The following is a 26,092-nucleotide window of genomic DNA, read 5'->3' on the forward strand; positions in this document are numbered from 1 at the left end:
GTGAGAGGTTCAAACAGGCATTGTATGTGGTTAGCGTCGGAATGAAAGGACGAAACCGACGTAAAATGAGAATAGCGTCGGAATGAAAGGACGAAACCGATGCTAAAGTCGAATAGCGTCGGAATGAAAGACTGAAACCGACGCAAAACCTGAATAGCGTCGGAATGGAAGATTGAAACCGATGCTAAACCCGAATAGCGTCGGAATGGAAGGTTGAAACCGACGTTAAAAGCGAATAGCGTCGGAACGGAAGGATGAAACCGACGCAAATTTGAATAACGTCGGAATGAAAGACTGAAACCGACTCTATACTACATTACAATTAGCACCATAACTTTCTACGTTAAAAAATCCGAACTAAACAAAACCTGTGCAGAAAACGCTAACTGCACAGGTTTTTCTTTATCCTAATTCTTGTTCTAATTTACCTAAGTGACGAAGGGTAGGTGTTAAAGCAGCGAAGAAGAATCCTTCTTTTAATTTGATCGCAGGTTTACTGTCTTCAATGTAAGCGCGAGAACCACCATAAACCATTGCTGCCTGATTGATCTCAAGTAATAAATAACCTAGTTCTTTCTTAATGCGTACAGCATCTAGTAAAATTTGGTCTAGATTATCAAGATGAGCTGTCACTTTCTCATAAAATTCTTGGTGTAACTGTTCAAACTGCTTATGAAATTTTTCAACGTTATATTCGATAAATACATGTGATTGAGCCGTTTGGTCTTTAAACGATTCAATATGATTTAAAGATGATTGAATGGCGCCTAAAGCAATCGGTATCTGAAGCAATATGAACTCTGGTCGAATTGCGCTCGCAAAGGCTTTCGCGTCTTTAGAGAGTACTCTATTAGATGGAACTTGTACGTTATCTAAGTTAACACGGTATGTCGCAGAACCGTTGACGCCTAAGAAATTAGACATTTCTGATATAGAAACACCTTCTTGATCAGCTTTTAGAATCATCATCACTGTTTCATTTGTTTCGTCATCTTGTGAAATAGCACCGAAGTAATGATCACTTTGAATATTACTTATCGCAGGAAGGGTGCCGTTTACATATAATTCGCCGTGTTTATAGTAATGGTTTAAATTTACTTTTTCTAAATCGCTAAACGATTTCATTGGATTAGATAAGCCTGTTGCACCAATAATATCGCCTTTGAAGACCTGATCATAAAGTTTTCGAGCTTCACTATTATGACTCGAATGTTTTAAATAAGTGGTGAACGCCCATTGACACCAAATACAAAATGCTGTCGTTAAACAGGTCTCTCCAACCTTTTCAATTACTTTCAAGTTATGAACGAAATCGTCTGCAGTAAATTGTTGTGCTTTAAATAAAGATTTAATAAATGACTCAGGGTAATATGAGCCGTTATCAATTTCTTTTACATATGGTTCTAAATCAGATTCAATCAGTTGCGTTAATGTATCTTGTGTCATCGTATTAAACTCCTTTATTCGCCAAAATGTTTTAAAGTTTGATTCTCAATTAATGTAATTAAACGATCAATGATAAAGCCAATAATACCGATATAAAATATTGCTACAAGAACATCTTCTAGGTTTAGCATGTTTCTTGAGTCCATGATTAAAAAGCCAAGTCCGGATTGAGCACCAATCATTTCGCCAGATACTAAGAATATCCAACTCGTACCAACTGCAACATGAATACCACTCATCATATGTTTAAAAGCCCCTGGAAATAAGAAATCTTTATAAAGTTGCCAACCTTTAATATTTAAGTTATCTGCAATTTGTAGGTAATGTGCATCTACATTATTCAAGCCTTTAATTGTCGCGAATACAATTGGAAAGAATGCTGCGATAAATATGATGACTATAGCTGGTAAGTTTCCGATACCGAACCAAAGCACGATAAAAGGTGCCCAAGCAATTGGAGATATTGGGCGAATGATTTGTAGCAATGGTTCAATCATTTTCATGAGTATCGTTGAGCGTGTTAATAGAAATCCGCTTAATATCGCAACGATAAGCGCCACAATAAAGCCAATCACGAACCTAAATAAACTGATACCGATATGTTGAATGATTTCACCGTTTAACAACATCGTAATAATGCGTTTGCCGACTAATATCGGACTAGGTAATAAAATAGGAGGATAATTTCCAATGACGACAATAAGTTGCCATATTGCTACAAGTATCACAAGTGCGATAATAGGGTATGTGATTTTAGTGATAGATTTCGTCATAAATTAAGCCTCCTTATAAAAAGATGTATCGATGAAATGTTCGAAAGATGGGGGATTGAATAGATCTTGCTTTCGGATTTCATCTGATAAAGATTGATATTTCTGTTTACGAATCGTTAAATCTCCATAACTCGTCCACTCAGCCGACTGCCTTAAGACAGCTTCATCTTGCTTAAAGTGCTTTTTCATAATAGCCACACTCTTATCCTTATCATTCATTTCAAATCCAGCTTGTTTATAATCCTTCATAAAAGATTTCACGGAACTTGAATGTTGATTTATGAGATCCTCTCTAAGCACGAGCGCACAGCAATACGCATCAGGCATGACATCATGTCCATGATTGATTAAGTGACCTCTTTTCAACTTAGTTGCAAGTGCACCAAATGGTTCAGCTACAGAATAGCCGTCGATGCGACCTTCATTTAAAGCTGCAGGCATTTCGCCAGGTGCCATTTCACGATAACTTACATCATCCTTAGCAATATGATGTTCCTGGCGTAGCTTTTCAATGAGGAGATAATGTGTCGAATACGTATGCGGAATCGCAAAATTGTAAGAAGATTGGTTCGGGTATGGGAATGTATCATCTTTACCCATAATGACGTTACCTTCGTGATGCGATAGGGCAACTGCTTTGATATTTGAACCCTTAGTCTTTGATTTCATCGCGAGTTCAATCAGTGTAGACGCGCCATCGATCTTGCCACTATTCAAGGCATCCATAAGATCTGGCCAGTTATTAAATTTTACAAGTTCAACTCGGTAGTTCGAATCACGCGCTTCGTTAAGTTGCTTCGTCATCATGAGATTCGCGGCGTGTGTGACGGGTAGATAACCAATCTTTATCGTTTGTTTCTTAGATTTGTGAGGACCTTCAGAATCGCAACTTGCCATGGTTAGAATTAAACTTATTGTGATTAATAGTGTTATGATACGTCTCATTTGTTAAAAGTCACATCGCTTAAATATAATATTCTGGTTCAACGGATTGATGAAGCAGTGAAAAATCTTCCATGATCTGTTGTCTGAGATGAATTAATGTCGAATGGTTTCGATTTCTAGGGTGAGGTTCTGTAACTTGATATTGATTGATGATAGAGCCCTTATCACCAAGTAAAATAATTTCATCAGATAGATAAAGCGCTTCGTCGATATCATGTGTTACGAGTAGAATCGTAGAAGCGGCATTAGACTTTAAAGTAAGTAGCGCATCTTGTAGTTTATATCTCGTGAATGTATCTAAAGCACCTAAAGGTTCATCCATAAGAATGACCTGAGGTTTATGAATCAATGCACGACAAAGCGCGACACGCTGTTTCATACCGCCTGATAAATGGTCTGGAAAATGCGTACCAATTTGACCTAAGTCGACAGATTGTAAGTATGTATCTAGCGTTTCTCTCGACATCGTTTGATTCAAGCCAATGGTTAAGTTCTTATAGATATTCTTCCAAGGCAATAAGTTATGATGTTGGAATAACATTAAGCAATCAGGTGAGGGTTTTAGCTTTAGTTGTTCGTTTATCATAACTTTACCGTGAGTAGGTTGAATAAAACCTCCAACGATGTTAAGTAACGTTGATTTCCCGCAACCACTTTTACCAATAAGGCTCACAATCTTCCCTTTAGGAATGGATAGATTAAAATTTTCGATAACTCGATGTTCATTAAATTGATGCGATATATCTTCAAGTTGAATCAAGGTAAGACACCACCTTATTCCTACTAAGTTACTATGATTTCATATTAAAAAATGAGGGTGTGGGCGCTCGACTTTGGGAAAAGTGTTGCTTGTCACACCCTGCATTGTTGCTTTGGCTATTTCAATCTTTACTATAGATTATAGTTTTTCGATTTCATCAATTGGTGTATCTACTGCTTTACGTGCACGCTTAACTGCATCTTCGTCAGGAGCATCGTATAAACAGATACATTTAGACATATCTTCACATACGTATGTTCTTTGGAATGTAACTTCAGGTACTTCCTCATAGTGCACTGAATTTTTCTTCTTACGTGCTAAATATTGATCCATTGTAATACCCTCTGGAATATTCCAAGTTACAAGATAATCTACACCTTGTTGAGATGATTTAACTTCGTCTAGGTCCTTTCCAACTAAACGAACTTCTTTGATAAGGTCGATTTGGATATCTTGAGCATCTAAAAATTGTTTCGCGTCATCTTCTGAATCTGCTTCAACGATGAAGTACGCATGGTTTAAATCTTCCGTTGCTTGGACTTCTATTAATGTTGGGAAGTCGTTAGTTTTTAATTCTTGAGCTTTAGCTTCAAGTTCTTGTTTATCTTTAGCAATTTGGTTGTTGCGCGTTTCGAGTAAAAATAATGTCATTTAAATTACCTCCAAATTTGTGTTGCTTAAATAATATTATAATTCATATTGGAATACAAGGGATTTAGCCTAAAAATTTAGAATATTTACTTTAATCAAAAAAGACTTAAGTAAGGCATAGTCGTTCATGCTTACTTAAGTCTTTGTTATTATCTCGCTTTACCAGTTAATTCTACTGTAACCGTCTTTTCTTCGTGATCGCGAAGTACTTTAATGTCTACAGTATCACCTGGTGACTTTTTATAAATGATGTCGCGTAACGTAGCATCGTTTTTAACACGTTTACCATCTACTTCTTTGATGATATCGCCTTCTTTTAGCTTGAGACCTGGGCGTGAAATACGTGCGACATAAACGCCTTCTTCGTCTTCAATACCTAAGCGATCTCTGTAGTGAGGTGGAATATCATCTAAATTAATCATACCGATACCAAGAGAAGGGCGTTCAACTTCACCATGTTTCACAAGTTGTTCGATAACAAGTTTCACTTCATTACTTGGAATCGCGAAACCAATACCTTCTACTTGTGGGCTTGATATCTTCATAGAGTTGATACCGATGAGATTACCGTCTTTATCAACCAGGGCGCCACCTGAGTTACCAGGGTTAATTGCTGCGTCAGTTTGAAGTACTTTGACCTCATTACTACCAGCTGACGTGTCTGTTTCAATTGTTCTTTCATTAGCTGAAATAATTCCTGATGTAACCGTATTCGCAAACTCTAAACCTAGGGGATTACCCATAGCAAACACGCTATCCCCAGTTTTAACTTTTGCAGAGTCAGCAAATTTCATTTCTTTTATATCTTCACGATTCTTAATCTTTAGTACCGCTAGATCTGTTAGAGCGTCCTTACCAACTAACTTAGCGTCTACTTGTTTTGAATTATGTAATTGGACTTTTAAAGAAGACGCACCCTCAATAACATGATTATTTGTGACGATAAATGCGTTATCATCATTCTTCTGATAAATGACACCTGAACCGATGCCTGATTGTTCCTCATGACCCGTGCGACCTTGAAGTAAATCACCTAAACCTTGTGCGCGTTGTTGGTTAATCACACCAACGATAGCAGGTGACGTATCATTAATCATTTGATTGACTGAATCATATTTTTCACTTTTGCCATCAAGCACATTGCCGCCTTTTTGGTTCTGTGTTTCGTTAACCGTTTCGCCACCTTCATTAGAACTTGTTGCCGCTTGGAAAAGGCGAGAGACACCTAACACAAGCATTGTTCCAATGATACCGGCAATCAAGGCAATTAGAAAGACACGAAACCAAGGAAATCTTGGGCGATAATAATGCCGTTGATTATCTCGATTATACATATGTTATCTCCCTTATATGACTGCTAAATATATTATGCAATCATACACAGAGTTTTTCCAATAATTTGATAATGAAGAACTTCGCGCGTTATCTTGTTCAAAACGAAAGTTAGTGATAGAATTTAAACTGATTAAACTAGAGATTAAAGCAGGTGTGACCATGTATAAAATTGTAAGTACGGTTTTATTCAAATTTTTAGTTAAAATGAGAAAGAATCTTGTTGTATTTGGAAATTTAAACATTCCGAAACATAACCGTTATGTCGTGACATGTACGCATGAAAGTTATAATGAAATTATTATGTTAGCCATGGCACTACATCCGAATCAGATTCATTTCATGGCTAAAAAAGAACTTTTCGAAAATAAGTGGGTTGATAAGTTCTTTAGAAACTTAAATGCTTTCCCAGTAAATCGTGAAAATCCAGGACCAAGTACTTTAAAAATTCCAGTTAAACATTTAAATCAAGATCGCACTGTTGGTATGTTTCCGTCAGGTCATCGTACTAAGGAAGAAGTTCCTCTAAAGCGTGGCGCTGCTACGATTGCGATGTTAGGAAAAGCTCAAATCTTACCAGCAGCATACGTTGGTCCGAATACGATTAAAGGACTTATTACAGATAAGAGTTATATCAGTTTTGGTGAACCGATTGATACAACGAACTTACCTAAAGATTTAAAACGTGCTGAAAAAATTGATTATATTATGAAGCAAGTTGAAAGTGAGACGCGTCGTTTACAAAGAGAATTAAATGAACGTTTAGCTTAAATTGTATTGAATAAACGTAAGGTACTGGAATAAGGGGACTAGAACCTTTATTTCAGTATTTTTTATGTAATGATAAGAGAAAGAGGAGTGATAAGATGTACAATTTTATTCAACGATTAGGTCGTTCCTTGATGCTTCCAGTAGCAGTATTACCAGCTGCTGCACTTATTATGGCTATAGGTAACGGGCTCGAATATACAGGTATGGTTCCCCCAGTTGTGTACGAATTCTTTAAAAACGGTGGCAACGCGATACTTGACCAACTAGGATTATTGTTTGCGATTGGTATTGCGATTGGAATGTCCAAGAAGAATGATGGTGCCGTAGCACTTGCTGCAGTGGTTGGGTTCTTCATGGTAACGTCCATACTTGACCCTGAAAGTTTAGCGAAATTACTTCAAACTAAAGTAGATTTAATAAATCCTGGTTTTGAAAAGATAAATAACGGTAACGTCTTACTTGGTATTTTTGTCGGTTTAATCGCCGCATTTACTTATAATAAATTTAGCGAAACGGAACTACCTACAGCCTTTTCATTCTTTAGTGGCAAGCGTTTAGTTCCGATTTTAACAGCGTTCTTCTCAATGGGATTAGCAATACTGTTCTTCTTTATATGGCCATACTTATTTACAGGTCTTGTTCATTTCGGAGAATGGATTCTTAACTTCGGTCCTATTGGCGCGGGTATCTATGGTTTCTTCAACCGATTATTAATTCCTACTGGATTACACCATGCTTTAAACACTGTGTTCTGGTTTGATGTTGCAGGTGTTGATGATATTAATAAGTTCTTATCTGGTGATGGTGCTGTAAAAGGGGAAACAGGACGTTATATGGCAGGTTTCTATCCTGTAATGATGTTTGGTATTCCAGCAGCGGCACTCGCAATGTACCATACAGCTGAATCTAAACAAAAGAAACAAGTCGCGAGTTTAATGTTAGCAGGTAGTATCTCTGCATTTGTTGTAGGTATTACAGAACCGATCGAATTTGCATTCATGTTCGCGGCGCCAGCATTATTCGTTGTTCACGCTGTATTAACAGGCTTATCCATGTTTATCGCAGCATCGTTTCAATGGACTGCAGGTTTCTCGTTTAGCGCAGGGTTATTAGATATGATCATGTCGTTACTTAATCCCGTCGCAAATAAGCCATGGATGTTAATTGTCCAAGGGCTAGTGTTCTTTGTGATTTACTACCTCGTATTCAGATTTGCGATTCAAATCTTCAACCTAAATACACCAGGTCGAGGCAAAGCTAAAGTTAATACGCCAGCCAATGATAGTCAAAGTGTTGAGGGTACTGACAAAAAATCAAAATACGATCAAATGTCTATAAATATCATTGAAGGATTAGGTGGTAAATCTAATATTACTGTGCTTACAAATTGCGCGACACGCTTACGCTTGGAATTAAAAGATAACAATAAAGTTGATGAAACTAAGATTAAGTCAACAGGAGCCATAGGTGTTCAACAAAGTGGCGCGCATCAAACGCAAGTTATTATTGGACCACAAGTTCAACAAGTTAGCGATGCGATGGAGCGTAAATTAGAAGAATAAAGTTTTGACGTTCTTATCAATAGTGATTAGACTAAATGGTAAGAACGTCTTTTTTTGATTATAATATAGGAAATAAGACTATCAGGGGCATGGAGTGTGAACACAATGAAATCAATTTTATTTGATGTAGATGGTGTATTCTTAAGTGAGGAGCGATGCTTTGATGTATCAGCGCTTACGGTACACGAACTTTTATATAGTGAAGATTATTTAAATTTAAAAGATATTAAACCATTACATACATTAACGAATGAAGATATGACATCAATTCGTAATGAATTATTTGAAAAGGATCAAACTTTAAACCAATTAAAATCTTTAGGATTAAATTCTAACTGGGATATGTTATTTGTTGTCTTTTCAATTCATTTTATACAAATACTTAAAACGCTAAAAGATGATCAAATCAAAAGATACACAGATAGCACATTATTCGACTTAGAAACTTTAAAGCACGTGCATCAAGATGTGAATGAAGTAACAATTGATCATAAGTTGCCTTTAGAATTCTTACAAACAGTGCCAAGTGGTAAAGAAAATATCTATACCGCATTAAAGGATTATGCTAAACAAGTATTACATATTGAGGATGTAGCGCTATTTGATATTCATAGCCCGTTATGGCACCTAGCGCAAGAGATTTATCAAGAGTGGTATTTAGGTGTCGCGTTATTCGAAGAAATCGAGCAAAAGCCGCGTAAGACATCTTTTAAAGAGGGCTTTATTTATGATGAAACATTTATCATCCCTTTAGAAGAAATTAAGGCTTTATTAAAGCGTTTAAAAGATAAAGGCTATATGATTGCGATAGCGACTGGACGTTCGCGTACAGAAACGATTGTGCCTTTCAAGGATGCAGGATTACTTGAGTACTTTGATGAGCATCATATTGTTACGGCGAGTGAAGTGATGAAGGTTGAAGCGGCTTATCCAGAACTAAAACCTTTAGGTAAACCTAATCCATTTAGTTATTTAGCGGCTTTAAATGGTAATGATGAATCTCAATATCACGCATATAGTACAAACCAAGAAAATCGTGTTTCTAAACACGACGTATTCATCGTCGGTGATTCATTAGCTGATTTATTAAGTGCTAAAAAAATTAATGCGACATTCATTGGTCCGTTAACAGGATTAAAAGGCCAAGACGCTAAAGCCGAACTCGTTGAAAATGGGGCAGACCACATTATCAACAATGTGGGCGAACTAGAGCGCATATTAGACTAATATAAAGGGTCTAGGACATATTACTACAATTCTCTTAAACAGCATGCTTTCCTGGGGCATGGCCGGAGCCTGTAGTCTCCGGTCTCATGCTATTCCCCTAGGAGTCAGCTGTTTTAAGAATTGTATGAAATAAAGCTTTAATGCTCTATTTCACGACTTATGTCTAAGACCCTTCTATTTAATTTAAATTATCTAATGTTACAGGTTGAACACGTCTAAAGCCTTCAATTTGCATTAAATCTTCAATGACCGCATCCGTTACTTGATTATCAACTGTTAAAGCCATAATCGCTTTACCACCTTCGTTCGTACGTCCAAGGTACATCGAAGCGATATTGATTTGATGGTTACCTAAAATTTGGCCAGTTTGACCTACGATGCCTGGTTTATCCGTATGGTTAATAATAAGTTGATACTTTTCTGGCTTAAAGTCTAAAGGATAGTCATTAATACGCACAATTCTTGGACCATAGCCATTCAATACCGTCGCACCAATTTTTACAGACTCGTCATCATTTACAAGTTCTAACTCAATGTAGTTACTAAAGCCACGTTTTTTAGAATCCTTCTCAATCGTATAAGTCACGCCTTGCTCATTTAAAAGCACTAACGCGTTTATTAAGTTCACGTGATCACCCATTTCAGGTTGTAACACACCTTGAACAAGTGTACGCGTGATGATACTCGTATCATCTAATGCGATATCACCTTTGTATTTAATCTTTAATTTACGAGGTACTTTTTGAATGAGTTGAATACCAACTTCACCTGTGATACGACTTAATTCTACAAATGGGCGAACTTCTTCATTATCATCAAATACCATCTTAGGTGCATTAATCGCATGTTTAACATCATTTTCCTTAAAGATATCAATGATTTCTTCAGACACTGAAACCGCTACTTTTTCTTGAGCTTCAACTGTAGAAGCACCTAAATGCGGAGTTACAATGACTTTCTTATGTTTCGTTAACGGAGAATTTGTCGCAGGTTCGTCTACAAACACATCAAGCCCAGCTTTAAGGATTTTGTCTTCATCAAGGGCTTTTAACAAAGCAGCCTCATTGATAATACCGCCACGCGCAACGTTAATGATTTGTAAGTTTGGCTTTGCCTTGTTGAAAAATGATTCGCCAACGATACCTTTCGTCTTCTCAGTAAGTGGCGTATGAACCGTCACAAAGTCGGCTTGTTCTGCAATTTCATCAACTGAAGCTAGCGTTACATTTAATTTCTTAGCTTTATCTTGAGAAAGGTAGGGGTCGAATGCTAGGATCTTCATGCCAAAACTTTGAGCACGTTTCACAACACCTAAACCGATACGACCCGCACCAATAACACCTAAAGTCTTCTGATAAAGTTCTGTACCGCGGTATGTTTTACGGTCCCATTCGCCGTTCTGAAGGGATTGATGTGCGTATGGAATATTACGTGCCATCGACAATAACATCGCCATAGAATGTTCGGTCGCCGAAATCGTATTGCCATCAGGAGCGTTGATGACGATGATACCTTGTTTGGTAGCGCTATTAACATCGATATTATCAACACCAACACCAGCTCGCGCAATCACGCGTAATTTTGAAGCATGCTTGATGATATTTTCTGTAACTTTCGTTTGACTACGGACGATTAATGCATCATAGTCACCAATAATATCGACAATTTCAGCTTCAGATAGACCAGTCTTTTCATCGACGTTAAAGTCTGAATCTTGTAGTAAACTTTCTAAACCTTCCTTTGAAATCGAGTCGCTTACGAGAACATTATAAGTCATTTTGTATAACCTCCAGATATGATTGAGTACCTTTACCTAAATAAGACGTGTTACGGAATTCTGTTAAGAGTATTTCTAACGCGCCGACAAACGTTAAAATATCAAATGGATTCACTTTACCCATGTGACCTACACGCAAAATTTCGCCTTTCAACTTACCTTGTCCGCCAGCAATCGTGATATTAAAGCGCGATTTAAGCTCATTCTTAATAAAGTTGAGTTCATCTTTATCCTTTGGAATAAAGGCGGTAACCGTTGGAGAAGCGTAAGCATCTTCCACAAGTAATGGTAAATCGAGCGCAGTTAGAGCTTTACGAACCGCATCTTTAATCGTGTTGTGGCGTGCGATCGTTTTTGAAAAGCCCTCTCGTTCTACGATTTCTGCATATTTAATGACGGCTTGGAAGAGGGATACACTAGGCGTAAATGGTGTCGAACTTTTATCTTGAGACTTAATATATTTATCTAAATTTAAATAAAAGCGAGGGGTTGTAACGTCATTAAAACGTGCTTTAGCACGGTCGTTATAAGCGACAAACGCAATACCAGGTGGTAACATAATTGCTTTCTGGCTACCAGATACTAATACGTCTATTTGACTATCAGCCATGTTGATATCAACCGCTCCGATACAACTTACGCCATCAACTACAAAGTAAATCGAATCGTTGAAATCTTTGATAGCTTGGCCAAGGGCTTTAACTGGATGTAAAACGGTTGTCGAGGTTTCGCAAAATTGAGTAAACACAGCCGTAATTTCGACGTCTAAACTTTCTAAATAGGATTTGAACGCGTTCACGTCTACGGCTTGACCCCATTCAACGTCATAAACATGAACATGTTCATAGTACGTTTCAGCAATTTGTTTATAGCGATTACCAAATGCGCCAGATACAATGATTACAAAGTGATCATCTGGATTAACGATGTTAAGCATACTTGCTTCAAGCGCGCTAGTACCACTGGACGTTAAAATCAGGACATCATTTTCCGTACCAAATATAGGTTTCATTGCTTTAAAAGCTTGGTCAGCTAATGTTTCGAAGTCCTTAGAACGGTGACCGAGAAGGGGCGAGTTGATAGCATTTTCTATTTCTTTTGGAACAGGTGTAGGGCCAGGTGTTAACAATAAATTGTGGTGCAAATACATATCAAAACCTCCAGTTGTATGATTTTCAATTTTAGCAAATATTCAGAAAAATTAACAGTGGAAATGATAAGTTTTGATATGTAAACGTTTACATATTGTAATTTAATCGATTTGTGGATCTATTTGAATTTCAACGTTACCTTTTATGGCTTGTGAGACCATACAATGTTTATCTGCAATTTCAATTAAAGATGGTAAACGCTTTTCTAAACGGTCATGATTTGATGCATCCACCTTGATACTAGGGTAGTGAGTGATGCTTTTCATACGAAATTCACCGTGATTTAAAGTGGCCGTGCCAATTGATTTCATGTGTATCTCTACCTGTTCAAAGCGTGCGCGCTCTAAAGCCGCAGCTAATGATATGATATAGCAAGAACTGGCAGCTGAAATCAATAATTCATCTGGATTTGAGGCTTCGCCTACGCCTCCAAGTTCTGTAGGGATTGATATATTGCCATCAAGATGTTCGCTTTTAAATGATCCGATTTTATTACGACCGCCAGACCATTTCGTCTCAATATGAAAATCATGTGTTATCATAAATATGAACCTCCGTTATAAGTGTGTTAAATTAAGTTTAGTTGATTAAGGACCAATAATAAAGAAAGGTGATAGTCTCACATGAAATTGTCGAAACCACATGAGGATTTTAAAATCGTAGCCCACCGAGGGTTGTCAGAAGCTTTTCCTGAAAATACAGGTATCAGTTACAAAGCGGCACTCATGCGTGATGTAGATTTTGTAGAAATAGACTTACATTTATCTAGAGATGGTGTGCTTGTTGCGATGCATGATGAAGATGTTGATCGTACTACAGCGCATAGTGGTCAAATTTCTACGTATTCGCTTGAAGAATTGAAGGATATGGATATTGGAAGTTGGAAGAATGAAACGTTTAAAAATGAACGCATCCTAACTTTTAAGGAAATCTTAGCTATATTCAAATTATATAATAAATCCATCTTGGTTGAGATTAAGAAACCACGTCTATATCCAGGTATCGAGGCTGAAATCATTAAGGATATTGAAGCATGCGATTTTAATAAAGATCAAGTTGTTATTCAATCATTTAACGCGGATTCGATACGAAAGGTGAGAGAGCTTGATCCAACGTTTCGACTAGGCGTCCTTATTAGTGCAAGTAATCATATATTCTCAATGCCAGACTTTGAGTCAATTAGTCAATATGCCGATTACGTTAATCCGAGATTTACGATGATTAATAAACGTTTCGTAAAAAAAGCGCATGAACATCAATTAAAAGTGATGCCTTATACGGTTAATTTACCTAAAGATGTCAAACGTGTTATTAAATGCGGGGTTGATGGGGTCATATCCGACCGACCAGAAGCACTTTTTGATATTTAATTTGGCTAGGTTATTAGGAATATCAATGAAAAATACATAATAGCTATAAATTAAGGATGAAACTCGAGTGATGCGAGCTTCATCCTTGTTAAATTTAAAGGGCCTTTCAAAACTAAGCTTCGTTCTGATAAACACCTAGCGCTACAGCAAGATCATAATATGCAGCGCCCACACATTTAAATACTGTAATTTCCTCGTCGTTATCTCGTTTCAGTTGTTTCGTTGATAATTCGTTTAAGCTTGCGTATAAATCAGAAACGTTGAAGACACCTTGATCCATGGCTTCAATCATTTCGCCACTTTCCTCTAAAACACCATCAACGTCGTCAAATACAACTTTCGACGCGCGCTCTATCGCTTTAACATCAATTTCTCTCATCTCCGGCTGGTATGAGCCGATGCCGTTAATATGCGTGCCGGGTTTAACATGTTCACCGTTAAAGACCGCTACGTCAGAACGTGTTTGGCAGTTAATGATGTCGGCATGTTCTAATAATTCATCCGTATCTTCAACCACTTGAATATCTAAATTTGGGAACGATTCTTGAACCTTTTCTTTAAAGGCATCCGCTTTCTCTGTCGTACGATTGTAAAGTAGTAACGTTGTGATATTTCTTACTTCCAAGATACCTAATAATTGTTCAAAAGCCATGCCACCCGTACCAATCATACCTAGCGTATGACTATCTTCACGGCTTAAATATTTAGTTGCGATACCGCTTAAAGCACCTGTTCGTAAGCGCGTAAGGTAACTACCATCGATCACAGCTTTATGTTCACCGTACTCTAAATCTGTTATCACGATTTTAGCTTGAGTCGTAGGTAGTTGATGTTTAGGGTTATTGGGTGTGATTGATGTAATTTTAATCATTCCAAGCTGTGCTTCTAAATTCACAGCTGGCATATAAAGCATGGACTTTGAATCTTCGCCAGTAGGAATGACTGTACGTTGTTCAAGTTTAATCTTATCGTTATTTAAGGTTTTAAATACGTTTTCAATGTCTTCAATCGCGTTAGACATCTTATATCTTTCTTGAACTTCATGTTCAGATAAAATAAGCATGACATAACCTCCTTAATTTAATTCTAACTTTAGCACGTTTATTAAGGTGGCTCAAAATCTATGTTTAATTGACTAATTGTGAATAAAAAGTGTACGATTATTTTAATCCATTATACAAATATCGTAATGGCCACGATGCAGCGTCCTATTGCTAGAAAAGGGGGAATTAACATGTATAACGATCAAATAGTAGGGGTGCGCTTTTTTATTAGTATATCTAACAATGATCTTGATGAACGCGTTTATTATTACAAAGCTTCTGCGCTTGAAACATTTAAAAAAGGGGATAAAGTGCTCGTTTCAGTTCATAGTAACGATGAACATGTTAACAAGCATATCGTAGCGAGCAGGCTTAAAACTGTTGCTGTTGAGAAAGTCTTTAAGAATATTGATGAATTTATTGAAGGCAAGGATTTAAACGAAATTAAATTTGAAGGTATTAACAAATACATTGTTGCGAATATAGAGCATGATATCGATCAATATTTGGAAAATATGAAAAAAGATGAACGACAAAATGAGCTTAAACGTCTGATCAAGCAAAGAGCTAAAGAGTTAGAAGACTATGAGAAATTTAAAGAAGTTTTAGATAAAACGGATGACGAAACATTACGAGCACTTCTAATCCGTGCAGGCATGATTAAATAAGTTGGGATAAATAGATGATTAGGTATGAATGTTATCTTCAACTTGAGCGTTAAAAGCTTGCATTAAATTGGTTTGATTAAGCACATTTATATTCGTATTACCAAACGAATTTGACAAAGAGCAAAAAAACGGGACCCTTAAATTTAAGGATCCCGTTCTTACTACACGTATAAATGCTATTATCTTGAGTAGTACTCAACGATTAATTGTTCGTTGATTTCAGCTGGTAATTCGCTACGTTCTGGAACGCGTACGAAAGTACCTTTTAAGTTTTCTTCGTCGAATTCTAAGTATTCTGGTACGAAGTTGTTGATTTCAACTGATTCTTTGATGATGTTTAAGTCTTTTGATTTTTCACGTACTGAAACAACTTGACCTGGTTTTAATTGGTAAGATGGGATGTCTGTACGAACACCATCAACTTCAACGTGACCGTGGCCAACGATTTGACGTGCTTGACGACGAGTACGTGCTAAACCTAATGAGTAAACAACAGCGTCTAAACGACCTGCTAATAATGCCATGAAGTTTTCACCATGAACACCGTGTTGTTTACCAGCAATTTCGAATGTGTTACGGAATTGTCTTTCAGTTACACCATATAAGTAACGTAATTTTTGTTTCTCACGTAATTGTAAACCATACTCTGATAATTTTTTACGTTGGTTTGGTCCGTGTTGACCAGGCGCGTAAGGGCGCTTTTCTAATTCTTTACCAGTACCGCTTAAAGAGATACCTAAACGACGAGATTTTTTCCAGTTTGAACCTCTGAATCGAGCCATAATGACTCCTCCTTTTCTTTTTTGTTGTTATGAAAAAACAAAAAAGAGTGTTGAATGCTCATCTAGATATAAAGTTTTATGTGTCTTCACCTCATAGCTACGGTTACGCGACACGTCCACTTTGGGAACAGTATAGAGCTAGACAATATTCAACTGCTATTTTCGTTTATTCACACAAAGAGCATTATATCATTCTGGTAGATAAAGTCAAGTTAGAATTTCAAATGTTGTTCTAAGAGGTCTACAAATGTTTCAAGTCCACGTTGGTCTTCCTCTGAAAAGCGCTTTGTGATAGGCGCGTCAATATCAAGTACGCCATAAAAGCCATTTTTTCCTTTTATCGGAATCACTATTTCTGATTTACTATTTGCATCACACGCAATATGGCCATCAAATTGATTTACATCTTCTACGCGCATCGTCGTGCCTTTTTCTATAGCAGTACCACACACACCTGAACCAACCTTGATACGCACGCATGCCGGATTCCCTTGAAAAGGACCAAGAATGAGCGTTTCTTCATCTAATATATAAAAGCCAGCCCAGTTAATGTCTTTTAAAGTAGTGAAAAGCAGGGCAGCTGCGTTACTTAAGTTTGCGATGATATTTGGTTCATCTTCGATAAGTGCAGTAAGTTGTTGATTTAAAATTTTATAATTCGTCACGATGATTACCCCTTTATATATTTAAAATTAAAAGCTATTATAAACAAAATTGCAAAATCATTCAATTTATCTCATATTTTCATTTTAAAGCTTGACTAAAGTACGTTATAATAACTATGAGTAATTAGGAGGAGAAGACGCATGATTTTGTATATCGTTGTAGGTATTATATTACTAATTTTGATTGCGACCGGTATTCTATTCTTCATTCGTTCGAAAAAGCGCTCGATTGTAGATGAAGCCGAAGCAAGAAAAGAAAAGATTGAAGGACTATCTTCTAGAGAAAGCTTATCCCAATTAGAACACTTAAACTTAACTGGTGAAACAAAGTCTACATATGATTCGTTAAAACGTTCATGGGATGAGAACAAACAAAAAAACTTATCACCAGTTGAAGACAAGATTCACGAAGCTGAAGTTAACTTAGATAAATTCAAATTTTCTAAGGCTCAAACGGAAATTGATGATGCGCATGCTTTAATGGATAAATATGAACAACAACATGAGAAACTTTCAAGTGATGCTGAAGAAATGGTTTCAATACATAACGATAGTGACCGTAAGTATAAAAAATGTCAGAACGACTATCGTGAAATGAAACGTGATGTTTTAGCCAACCGCCATCAGTTTGGTGAAGCAGCACCATCACTTGAACAAGAAATTGAAATGTTCGAACCTGAAATGAAACGTTACGAAGAACTTAAAGCAGAAGGTAACTACAGAGAAGCGCATGAACATATCTCTACATTACATGGTGACATGGATTACCTTAAAAAAGATATGAAAGAGATTCCTGATTTAATCCGTGAAGCGCAAAAAGAATTACCAGGTCAATTCCAAGATTTAAAATACGGTTGCCGTGATTTAAAAGTTGAAGGTTATGACCTTGACCACGTTAAAGTGGAGCATACGCTACAAGATTTAAAAACAGAATTAAGTTTCGTTGAACCTATGATTAGTCGTCTTGAATTAAATAATGCGAACCAACAATTAAATGGAATTAATGATAAGTTAGATGAAATGTATGATTTAATTGAACATGAAGTTAAGTCTAAAAATAAAGTAGAAGAATCTAAAGAAGTCATTACAGATGATTTATTTAGAGCGAAAGATATGAACTATACGCTACAAACTGAAATCGAGTACGTTAAAGAGAATTACTACATCAATGAAAGTGACATTCAAAGTGTTCGCCAATTTGAAAATGAAATTCAAAGCTTGATTTCAGTTTATGACGAAATTCTTAGAGAAATGGCCAAATCAGCTGTACGTTATAGTGAAGTTCAAGATAACTTAAAATACATCGAAGATCATGTGAAAGTGATTAACGAGAAGCAAGAGAAACTACAAAATCACTTGATTTCACTTCGTGAAGACGAAGCAGAGGCTGAAGAAAACATCCTACGTGTTCAATCTAAGAAAGAAGAAGTTTATCGTCGTTTACTAGCTTCTAACTTACAAAGTGTACCAGAACGCTTCATTATTATGAAGAATGAAATTGATTATGAAGTTCGTGATGTGAACGCACAATTTAGTGAACGTCCAATCAATGTTCAACACTTAAAAGATAAAGTAAATAAAATCGTACTTCAAATGAATAAATTTGAAGACGAAGCAACGGATGTGCTTGTAAACGCGGTTTACGCTGAGAAGTTAATTCAATATGGTAACCGTTATCGTAAGGACGATGCAAGCGTAGATAAAAGTCTTAATGAAGCAGAACGCTTATTTAAGAATAATCGCTATAAACGTGCTATTGAAATAGCTGAACAATCGTTAGAACAAGTTGAGCCAGGTGTTTGTGCAAAACTTGAAGACGAAGTTCATAAGCAACAATCATTCTAATGAACATGAGCTTGAGACATATATTGTGGCATAGAGTTTTTAAACTTTATTTCACACAATTCTCAAAAACAGCTGACTCCTAGGGGAGTAGCGTGCGTCCTGAGACTACAGGCTCAGGCCACGCCCCAGGAAAGCATGCTGTTTTAAGGGAATTGTTTAATATGTCCTAAGCTCTTTTTTTGTGTCTTTTCAAAAGGGTCTACACCAAATCAATCGGTGTATGTTAGAATAGTATAATTGAGAAATCGAGGAGTGACATGGATGATTTATTTCGATAATGCTGCGACAACAAAGCCTAATCGTGAGGTTTTAGACACGTTTGTCGAAGTTAATGAACATTTATATTTTAATCCGAATAGTCCGCACCAAAATGGTGACCAAACTGCACGTCTCATGACCCAGTCTAAAGCACAAATTAAATCATTACTTCAATTAAACGACCAAACTGAAGTGATCTTTACGAGTGGTGCCACTGAATCGAATAATATGGCATTAAAAGGCATCGCGCGTCATAAACAAGCATTTGGTAAAACGATTATTACGTCGAAGCTAGAACATCCTTCGGTACTCGAAGTGATGCGCGCGCTCGCTGATGAAGGGTTTAACTTAGAATTTGTGAACGTTACGAAGGAAGGGCGCATTGACCTTGAGCATCTTGAAAGCTTGTTAACGCAAGATGTCATTCTTGTTTCATGCATGCACGTTAATAATATTACGGGTCAAATTCAACCAGTTGCACAGATAGCATCTATGTTAAAACAATATCCTAAAGTGCATTTTCATGTTGATGCCGTTCAAGCGCTAGGTAAAGTACCGCTTATTACGGAAGGTGTAGATACTTTAAGTGTCAGCGGCCATAAATTTAACGGTTTAAAAGGTCAAGGCTTGCTTATCACGCAAAATTACCATCAACTTGAACCTATTATTCATGGTGGGGGTCAAGAATTAAACTTACGAAGTGGAACTGTGAATGTGCCGTCTAATGTAGCTATGGTTAAAGCGATTCGACTCGCATTAGAAAACCAAGCCGAGCTATCACATACGCTTTCTGAACTAAATCAAGCGATTCGTGATTATGTATCGCAATTTAGAGGTATTGTCATCAATTCGGACGAAAGTGCGTCACCACATATTTTAAACCTTTCATTTCCTGGCGTTAAAGGCGAAGTCCTCGTGAATGCCTTTTCAAAGAGGGATGTCATGATCTCAACAACAAGTGCATGTTCATCTAAACATAGCAGTCTTAATGAAGTGTTATTAGCGATGGGTATCGATGAGAAGAACATTGAAGGTAGTATTCGGTTATCATTCGGTTCACTCAACACGATGGCAGAACTTGAACCATTTAAAAAGGCCTTTGAAGAAATATATGAAGAAGTAGAGGAGTTGTTAAGAAAATGAAGTACGACCACATATTAGTGCGTTACGGTGAACTGACGTTAAAGCAAAATAATCGTAAAATGTTTGTGAATCAATTACGTTCAAATGTCAGACAAGCTCTCATCCCTTTGAAGGGCTATGAAGTTAAAGCGAACCGTGACCGCATGTACATTGAAATCGATGACAATGTAGATGTTGATGAAATGATTAACCGTGTGACAAACGTATATGGTGTGCGTTCGGCGAGCCCGGTTGTCAAACTTGAAAAGACGATGGATGCGGTGTATGAGCAAGCGGTTGCCTTTTCTCAAACGTTTAATGCTGGAGATACGTTTAAGATTGAGGTAAAGCGTTCAGACAAAAACTTTGAATTCGATACGTTTCAAATTCAGCGTCAAGTAGGTGGCGCAGTCTTAAAGGCTAATGAAAATTTAACCGTTGACGTTAAGAACCCTGATCATGCGATAAAGGTTGAAGTTCGACTTGATGCAATTTACATGTATGACACGATTGTTAAAGGTGTAGGTGGCTTACCTGTGGGTACTGGCGGTAAGACGTTATTAATGCTTTCAGGCGGTATCGATTCACCTGTTGCTGGTATGGAAGTTATGCGTCGTGGCGTGACGATTGAAGCGATTCATTTCCATAGTCCACCATTCACCAGTGAAAAGGCTAAGGAGAAAGTCATTGAACTTACGAAAATTATGGCATCTCGTGTAGGACCGATTAAACTGCACATCGTGCCTTTTACTGAGGTGCAGAAACAAATCCATAAAGTGGTACACGAGCGTTATACAATGACTTCGACGCGTAGAATGATGATGCGCATCGCTGATAAAGTCGTGCATCAAATTGAAGCGGATGCGATTGTTAATGGTGAGAACTTAGGCCAAGTTGCGAGTCAAACCCTTAAGAGTATGTACGCGATCAACAACGTGACGTCTACACCTGTGTTACGCCCGTTACTTACTTTAGATAAGGATGAAATCGTTGAAAAGGCGAGAGCCATTGGTACGTTCGAGACGTCAATTCAACCATTTGAAGATTGTTGTACAATCTTTACGCCTAAAAACCCTGTAACAGAGCCTCAGTTTGATAAAGTAGTTCAGTATGAATCAGTGTATAACTTTGATGAAATGATCGACCGCGCAGTGGACAACATTGAAACACTTGAAATCGACAAAGATTATGATGTCAATAAGGATGAGAAAGCAGACTGGATGTCCGATTTATTCTAGTAGTGTGGGTCGATGATATACAATTTAATTTTGACTTTAAACGTTGATGAAAAAATCAGTTCATCAACGTTTTTTTATTACAATTAAAACAAATTTTAAAATTTTTTTGTTATCATGAAGATATATCTTTTAGGAAGGAATGAGGTTATGTCTAAACGTATCGTCGCGATAATTCTCGCAGTTGTCATCGTATTTGGTGGCTTATTAGTTAGCATCGGCTCCTTCATGATAGGGTCATTTATGAATGCCGATAAATCTAAAGAGACGCTTATGGAACCTACGCCAACAGTTGTTAAAAGTGGTAATACACAGAAGCAGATTGCGAAATTAAACTTAAATGGTGAAATTATGGACAGCGCCGCGCCAAGCGCTTTTGGTGGAGGAAATACATATAATCACAAAGCTTTCATGTCTTATTTAAAAGCCATTGAGAAAGACAAATCAATTAAAGGTGTATTAATTAACGTTAATACACCGGGTGGGGCAACGTACCCAACTGATGAAATCCACGAAGAGATTCTTAAGTTAAAAGCCAAAGGTAAGAAAGTCTACGTGAATATGAAATCTATGGCAGCTTCAGGTGGTTACTATATTTCAGCACCTGCAGACAAAATTTATGCTGGTCCTCAAACACTAACAGGCTCAATCGGTGTTATTATGCACGGCATGGATTATTCAGGTTTACAAAAGAAACTAGGCGTTAAATCGAACACCATTAAGTCAGGTGAACATAAAGATATCTTAAGCTCTAGTCGTCCGATGTCTGATGAAGAGAAGGACATTATGCAATCCGTGATTGATGACAGCTTCGACCGTTTTGTAGATGTGGTTAAAGAAGGACGTAACATGCCTGAGAAGAAAGTTCGTAAACTTGCAGATGGTCGCATTTATTCAGCTCAACAAGCTGAAAAGAACGGTTTAATTGATGAGATCGCATTAGAAGATAAAATCATAAAAGACTTAAAGAAAGAAGTTAAATCTAAAAATGCACAAGTTGTTTCATTTGAAGAGTCAGGTAAAGGCTTAGGGTCATTATTCGGTTTAGATGCAACGTTCGATTCAATTAAAGCAACGTTTAATGACGTGCGTTCAATCCTTAAAAATGATACGAAAACACAGCCAATGTATTTATATGAAGGGTAGGTGTGATGAAGATGTACGATTCACAAACAGAAGTTCCAAATTACAATCCTACTGCGCATTCATCTTCTAAACCTAAAAACACCCAATCAGACTTCGAGCGTGAAGTTGAATCTATTTATTATGCAGGCTTTGGTTTACGCTTTTTAAGCTATATCATAGATTTATTGATGTTATGGGGTATCACATCGATTATCTTAAAACCGATATATAGCCTTACGAAAGTCAACGAAGCGAAGTTTTTCATTGATTATTTAAGTGTTGATCATATTATGGATGCCTTATTCTATTTTCTTTATTTTATACTCATGACATACTTCTTTAAGCAAACGATTGGTAAAATGATTCTCGGTATATCTGTACAACGCAAAGATTTTAGAAAGCTTAAATGGGGCGATGTACTCATACGTGAATGGCCTGGTCGTATTATAAGCAATATCTTTTTAGGATTGCCGTATCTTGTAGTATTATTTACTCATCGACATGAAGGTATTCATGACTTCTTCGCGGATACCGTAGTGGTGAAACAAAAATATTTGAAGCAATTACAAAATCGTTGATAGAAAGTTGACCTAAATGGTAGTATTTTAGATGAGACATTGTATAACGTAAACTTTTAAGGAGGCATTATAAATGGCAAAAGTAACATTTAAACAAGAACCTATCACATTAAAAGGTGAAGAAGTTAAACAAGGTGACACTGCGCCAGATTTTAAAGTTTTAGGCAATGATTTATCAGAAGTTACTTTAAAAGACTTTGATGGTAAGAAAAAAATTCTTAACGTAGTACCTTCTTTAGATACGCCAGTTTGCGATCAACAAGCACGTAAATTTAATGAAGAAGCATCAACTGACGAAAATGGTGTTGTATTAACAATTTCTGCTGACTTACCATTCGCTCAAAAAAGATGGTGTGCAGCAAGCGGCTTAGACAACGTATTAACAGTAAGTGACCATAAAGACCTAGACTTCGGTATGAACTATGGTGTTGTTATGGAAGAATTACGTTTATTAGCACGTTCAGTATTTGTTTTAGATCAAAACAACGAAATCGTTCACGCTGAAATCGTATCAGAAGGTACAGATTTCCCAGATTTCGATAAAGCACTAGAAGCTTATAACAACATTAAATAATCATTTTAAATATGATTGACTTTTAAAAAATAGAGATCATACTGTCCATGTAACTTTCAGAATAGATGCAATGATGTGTTTATGGGTATACCATAAGTGACACGTGAACTTAAATTCTGAATACATGGGCAGTTTTTTTAACGAAAGGATTTTATAGATGTCACAAGAGAAAACAATAATGGAACGATTATTTCAACATTTAGATGATAGAACGAAGGCTTATAATAAAGAGAACGGTCAAAGTTTTATGGAGAACTTAGGCTTAGCGATGGAAGATGTATATAAGAACCATCGTGATATGTTAGAACAAGCGACACTACAGGATCGTCGTAAAGCTTTCCAATTCGCTTACTTAAGTTTAATGCAAGAAGAGGAAATTCAAGCGAATCATCAAATTACGCCTGATTCTATTGGCTTAATTCTTGGTTATCTCGTGAAGCAATTCTCTAAAGATCGAGACGAACTTCACATTGCAGACTTAGGAGCTGGTTCAGGTCATTTAAGTGCTGCGGTTCATGAAATTTTAACTGAAACAACGATCATGCATCACTTAGTTGAGGTTGACCCTGTATTGTCACGTGTAAGTGTGCACCTTGCGAACTTCTTAGAAATTCCATTCGATGTTTATCCGCAAGATGTTTTAATGCCACTTCCATTCGAAGAGGCGGACATGGTTATCGGTGATTTACCGATTGGCTACTATCCTGTTGATGAGCGCAGTCAAGATTATAAGCTCGGTTTTGAAGAAGGGCATAGTTATGCGCATTATCTGTTTATCGAACAAGCTATCGATACGTTACGCGACGAAGGCTATGCATTCTTAGTAGTTCCGAGTCAGCTTTTCGAAGGGGAGAATGTGAAACAGTTAGAAAAATACATTGCAACAGAAACCGAAATGCAAGCTTTTCTACATTTACCTAAATCGCTTTTCAAGAGTGAGCGCGCACAGAAATCAATTCTTATTCTTCAGAAAAAGACACCTGGCAAAACAAGAGCAGTAGAAGTATTTCTAGCTAATATTCCTGATTTCAAAAGCCCTCAATTATTCCAAAATTTCTTAGCAGAATTAACGGAATGGTATGACAAAAATCATTCATAAAATTAATCTGTTATACACTTGAAATCGAACTGTATTAATGGTTAAATAGTATTGAAATCAATAAATATTTATACTGGAGGACGTATGTTATGTCAAAATTAATTTTGGCGATTAATGCTGGTAGTTCATCATTAAAATTCCAATTAATCGAAATGCCAGAAGAAAAATTAGTAACTAAAGGGTTAATCGAAAGAATCGGTCTTAACGATTCAGTATTTACAATTGAAGTAAATGGTGAAAAAGTTAAAGAAACGAAAGATATCAAAGATCACGTTGAAGCGGTTGATATCATGTTAGATAGCTTACAAAAACATGGTATTATCAATGACATTAACGACATTGATGGTACAGGTCACCGTGTTGTACATGGCGGTGAATTATTCCCATCTTCAGCATTAGTTACAGATGAAACAGAAAAACAAATCGAATCATTAACTGACTTAGCGCCTTTACACAACCCAGCTAACTTAATGGGTATCCGCGCATTCAGAAAATTATTACCAAACATTCCACATGTTGCGGTATTCGATACGTCATTCCATCAAACAATGTCAGAAGAATCTTATCTTTACAGCTTACCTTACCAATACTACGAAGATTACGGCGTACGTAAATACGGTTTCCACGGTACAAGCCACAAATACGTATCACAACGTGCAGCTGAAATCTTAGACAAACCAATCGAAGACTTACGTATCATCTCTTGCCACATTGGTAACGGTGCTTCAATCGCAGCGATTGAAAACGGTAAATCAGTTGATACTTCAATGGGCTTCACACCATTAGCTGGTGTAACAATGGGTACTCGTTCAGGTAACATTGACCCTGCATTAATCCCATTCATCATGGAAAAGACTGGTAAAACAGCTGACGAAGTTTTAAACACATTAAATAAAGAGTCAGGTTTACTAGGTATCACTGGCACTTCAAGCGACCTTCGTGACATCGAAGAAGACGCTGCTGAAGGTAACGAACGTGCACAATTAGCATTAGACGTATTTGCATCACGTATCCACAAATACATGGGTTCATATGCTACTCGTATGCACGGTGTTGACGTAATCGTATTCACTGCTGGTGTTGGTGAAAACTCAGACGTTGTTCGTGAAAAAGTATTAACAGGCTTAGAATTCATGGGCGTATACTGGGATCCTAAGAAGAACGAAGGTTTAAGAGGTAAAGAAGCGTTCTTAAACTACCCACATTCACCAGTTAAAGTATTAGTAGTTCCAACAAACGAAGAAGTTATGATCGCTCGCGACGTAATGAAATTCGGTGAATTAAAATAATTCCTTATTTGAAAATGAAGCTAGGGCATGGCCCTAGCTTTTTT

At 36.9% G+C, this 26,092-nt stretch carries 25 protein-coding genes; 13 read left to right on the plus strand and 12 right to left on the minus strand.

Going from position 1 to position 26,092, the window contains the following annotated elements; genetic code table 11:
• Positions 1 to 402 precede the first annotated feature (402 nt).
• The 6 genes from A33S_RS0100970 to A33S_RS0100995 form a co-directional block, all read right to left on the minus strand.
• The gene (locus A33S_RS0100970) at positions 403 to 1,446 is read right to left on the minus strand and encodes an acyl-CoA dehydrogenase family protein (protein ID WP_009381954.1); all 1,044 of its coding nucleotides are present in this window, start codon (positions 1,444 to 1,446) and stop codon (positions 403 to 405) included.
• Positions 1,447 to 1,460: 14 nt separating this feature from the next.
• Positions 1,461 to 2,219 (minus strand): ABC transporter permease, encoded by a 759-nt coding sequence (locus A33S_RS0100975; protein WP_009381953.1) that lies wholly within the window; start codon positions 2,217 to 2,219, stop codon positions 1,461 to 1,463.
• 3 nt (positions 2,220 to 2,222) lie between these two features.
• Entirely contained in the window at positions 2,223 to 3,164 is a 942-nt protein-coding gene (locus tag A33S_RS0100980) for an ABC transporter substrate-binding protein (RefSeq protein ID WP_017176455.1), read from the minus strand.
• Positions 3,165 to 3,183: 19 nt separating this feature from the next.
• On the minus strand, positions 3,184 to 3,924 hold the full coding sequence (locus tag A33S_RS0100985) for an ABC transporter ATP-binding protein (protein ID WP_009381951.1): 741 nt from the start codon (positions 3,922 to 3,924) through the stop codon (positions 3,184 to 3,186).
• Positions 3,925 to 4,062: 138 nt separating this feature from the next.
• Complete coding sequence (locus A33S_RS0100990; protein WP_009381950.1) at positions 4,063 to 4,575, minus strand: DUF4242 domain-containing protein; 513 nt, start codon at positions 4,573 to 4,575, stop codon at positions 4,063 to 4,065.
• A gap of 149 nt (positions 4,576 to 4,724) precedes the next feature.
• On the minus strand, positions 4,725 to 5,909 hold the full coding sequence (locus A33S_RS0100995; protein ID WP_009381949.1) for a S1C family serine protease: 1,185 nt from the start codon (positions 5,907 to 5,909) through the stop codon (positions 4,725 to 4,727).
• A gap of 160 nt (positions 5,910 to 6,069) precedes the next feature.
• On the opposite strand from A33S_RS0100995, the gene A33S_RS0101000 reads away from it, so the two are divergent.
• From A33S_RS0101000 to A33S_RS0101010, 3 genes are all read left to right on the plus strand, one after another.
• Positions 6,070 to 6,678, plus strand: coding sequence for a lysophospholipid acyltransferase family protein (locus tag A33S_RS0101000; RefSeq protein WP_009381948.1), 609 nt, complete (start codon positions 6,070 to 6,072; stop codon positions 6,676 to 6,678).
• 95 nt (positions 6,679 to 6,773) lie between these two features.
• Positions 6,774 to 8,240: an N-acetylglucosamine-specific PTS transporter subunit IIBC gene (gene nagE / locus A33S_RS0101005; RefSeq protein ID WP_017176456.1), complete on the plus strand. Its 1,467-nt coding sequence runs from the start codon at positions 6,774 to 6,776 to the stop codon at positions 8,238 to 8,240.
• 105 nt (positions 8,241 to 8,345) lie between these two features.
• Positions 8,346 to 9,467: an HAD family hydrolase gene (locus A33S_RS0101010; protein ID WP_009381946.1), complete on the plus strand. Its 1,122-nt coding sequence runs from the start codon at positions 8,346 to 8,348 to the stop codon at positions 9,465 to 9,467.
• A gap of 178 nt (positions 9,468 to 9,645) precedes the next feature.
• On the opposite strand, the gene serA is transcribed toward A33S_RS0101010, so the two are convergent.
• The 3 genes from serA to A33S_RS0101025 form a co-directional block, all read right to left on the minus strand.
• Complete coding sequence (serA, locus tag A33S_RS0101015) at positions 9,646 to 11,244, minus strand: phosphoglycerate dehydrogenase (RefSeq protein ID WP_017176457.1); 1,599 nt, start codon at positions 11,242 to 11,244, stop codon at positions 9,646 to 9,648.
• On the minus strand, positions 11,234 to 12,394 hold the full coding sequence (locus A33S_RS0101020; protein WP_017176458.1) for a pyridoxal-phosphate-dependent aminotransferase family protein: 1,161 nt from the start codon (positions 12,392 to 12,394) through the stop codon (positions 11,234 to 11,236). The genes serA and A33S_RS0101020 overlap by 11 nt, the downstream gene beginning before the upstream one ends.
• 102 nt (positions 12,395 to 12,496) lie before the next feature.
• Complete coding sequence (locus A33S_RS0101025; RefSeq protein ID WP_009381943.1) at positions 12,497 to 12,937, minus strand: SACOL1771 family peroxiredoxin; 441 nt, start codon at positions 12,935 to 12,937, stop codon at positions 12,497 to 12,499.
• Positions 12,938 to 13,018: 81 nt separating this feature from the next.
• Between A33S_RS0101025 and A33S_RS0101030 the strand changes: the two genes are divergently transcribed.
• Complete coding sequence (locus tag A33S_RS0101030) at positions 13,019 to 13,765, plus strand: glycerophosphodiester phosphodiesterase (RefSeq protein WP_009381942.1); 747 nt, start codon at positions 13,019 to 13,021, stop codon at positions 13,763 to 13,765.
• Between the two features lie 112 nt (positions 13,766 to 13,877).
• Here A33S_RS0101030 and A33S_RS0101035 read toward each other — a convergent pair whose 3' ends face one another.
• On the minus strand, positions 13,878 to 14,828 hold the full coding sequence (locus A33S_RS0101035; protein ID WP_009381941.1) for an ornithine cyclodeaminase family protein: 951 nt from the start codon (positions 14,826 to 14,828) through the stop codon (positions 13,878 to 13,880).
• 171 nt (positions 14,829 to 14,999) lie between these two features.
• Between A33S_RS0101035 and A33S_RS0101040 the strand changes: the two genes are divergently transcribed.
• Positions 15,000 to 15,476, plus strand: a complete 477-nt coding sequence (locus A33S_RS0101040; RefSeq protein ID WP_017176459.1) for a hypothetical protein — start codon at positions 15,000 to 15,002, stop codon at positions 15,474 to 15,476.
• A gap of 179 nt (positions 15,477 to 15,655) precedes the next feature.
• Here A33S_RS0101040 and rpsD read toward each other — a convergent pair whose 3' ends face one another.
• Both rpsD and A33S_RS0101050 read right to left on the minus strand, forming a co-directional pair.
• Positions 15,656 to 16,258, minus strand: a complete 603-nt coding sequence (gene rpsD, locus A33S_RS0101045; protein WP_009381939.1) for a 30S ribosomal protein S4 — start codon at positions 16,256 to 16,258, stop codon at positions 15,656 to 15,658.
• A 212-nt stretch (positions 16,259 to 16,470) separates the two neighbouring features.
• A complete protein-coding gene (locus A33S_RS0101050) occupies positions 16,471 to 16,923 on the minus strand; it encodes a GAF domain-containing protein (protein WP_009381938.1) in 453 nt (150 codons plus the stop codon).
• A gap of 141 nt (positions 16,924 to 17,064) precedes the next feature.
• Here A33S_RS0101050 and ezrA point away from each other — a divergent pair, with 141 nt between their 5' ends.
• From ezrA to A33S_RS0101090, 8 genes are all read left to right on the plus strand, one after another.
• Positions 17,065 to 18,768 carry a septation ring formation regulator EzrA gene (ezrA, locus tag A33S_RS0101055; protein ID WP_009381937.1) on the plus strand — a complete coding sequence of 568 codons (1,704 nt, stop codon included), beginning with the start codon at positions 17,065 to 17,067 and terminating at the stop codon, positions 18,766 to 18,768.
• Positions 18,769 to 19,029: 261 nt separating this feature from the next.
• Positions 19,030 to 20,169 (plus strand): cysteine desulfurase family protein, encoded by a 1,140-nt coding sequence (locus A33S_RS0101060; RefSeq protein WP_009381936.1) that lies wholly within the window; start codon positions 19,030 to 19,032, stop codon positions 20,167 to 20,169.
• Positions 20,166 to 21,386, plus strand: a complete 1,221-nt coding sequence (thiI, locus tag A33S_RS0101065; RefSeq protein ID WP_009381935.1) for a tRNA uracil 4-sulfurtransferase ThiI — start codon at positions 20,166 to 20,168, stop codon at positions 21,384 to 21,386. The genes A33S_RS0101060 and thiI overlap by 4 nt, the downstream gene beginning before the upstream one ends.
• 147 nt (positions 21,387 to 21,533) lie before the next feature.
• A complete protein-coding gene (sppA, locus tag A33S_RS0101070; protein ID WP_009381934.1) occupies positions 21,534 to 22,529 on the plus strand; it encodes a signal peptide peptidase SppA in 996 nt (331 codons plus the stop codon).
• An 11-nt stretch (positions 22,530 to 22,540) separates the two neighbouring features.
• The gene (locus tag A33S_RS0101075; protein WP_009381933.1) at positions 22,541 to 23,086 is read left to right on the plus strand and encodes an RDD family protein; all 546 of its coding nucleotides are present in this window, start codon (positions 22,541 to 22,543) and stop codon (positions 23,084 to 23,086) included.
• Between the two features lie 73 nt (positions 23,087 to 23,159).
• The gene (gene tpx, locus A33S_RS0101080) at positions 23,160 to 23,660 is read left to right on the plus strand and encodes a thiol peroxidase (protein ID WP_009381932.1); all 501 of its coding nucleotides are present in this window, start codon (positions 23,160 to 23,162) and stop codon (positions 23,658 to 23,660) included.
• 157 nt (positions 23,661 to 23,817) lie between these two features.
• Positions 23,818 to 24,759, plus strand: a complete 942-nt coding sequence (locus A33S_RS0101085; RefSeq protein ID WP_009381931.1) for a class I SAM-dependent methyltransferase — start codon at positions 23,818 to 23,820, stop codon at positions 24,757 to 24,759.
• An 89-nt stretch (positions 24,760 to 24,848) separates the two neighbouring features.
• Positions 24,849 to 26,048, plus strand: a complete 1,200-nt coding sequence (locus A33S_RS0101090; protein ID WP_009381930.1) for an acetate kinase — start codon at positions 24,849 to 24,851, stop codon at positions 26,046 to 26,048.
• Positions 26,049 to 26,092: the final 44 nt, after the last annotated feature.

This window comes from Staphylococcus massiliensis CCUG 55927 (assembly GCF_000298075.1).
GTDB classification, from domain to species: Bacteria; Bacillota; Bacilli; order Staphylococcales; family Staphylococcaceae; genus Staphylococcus; species Staphylococcus massiliensis.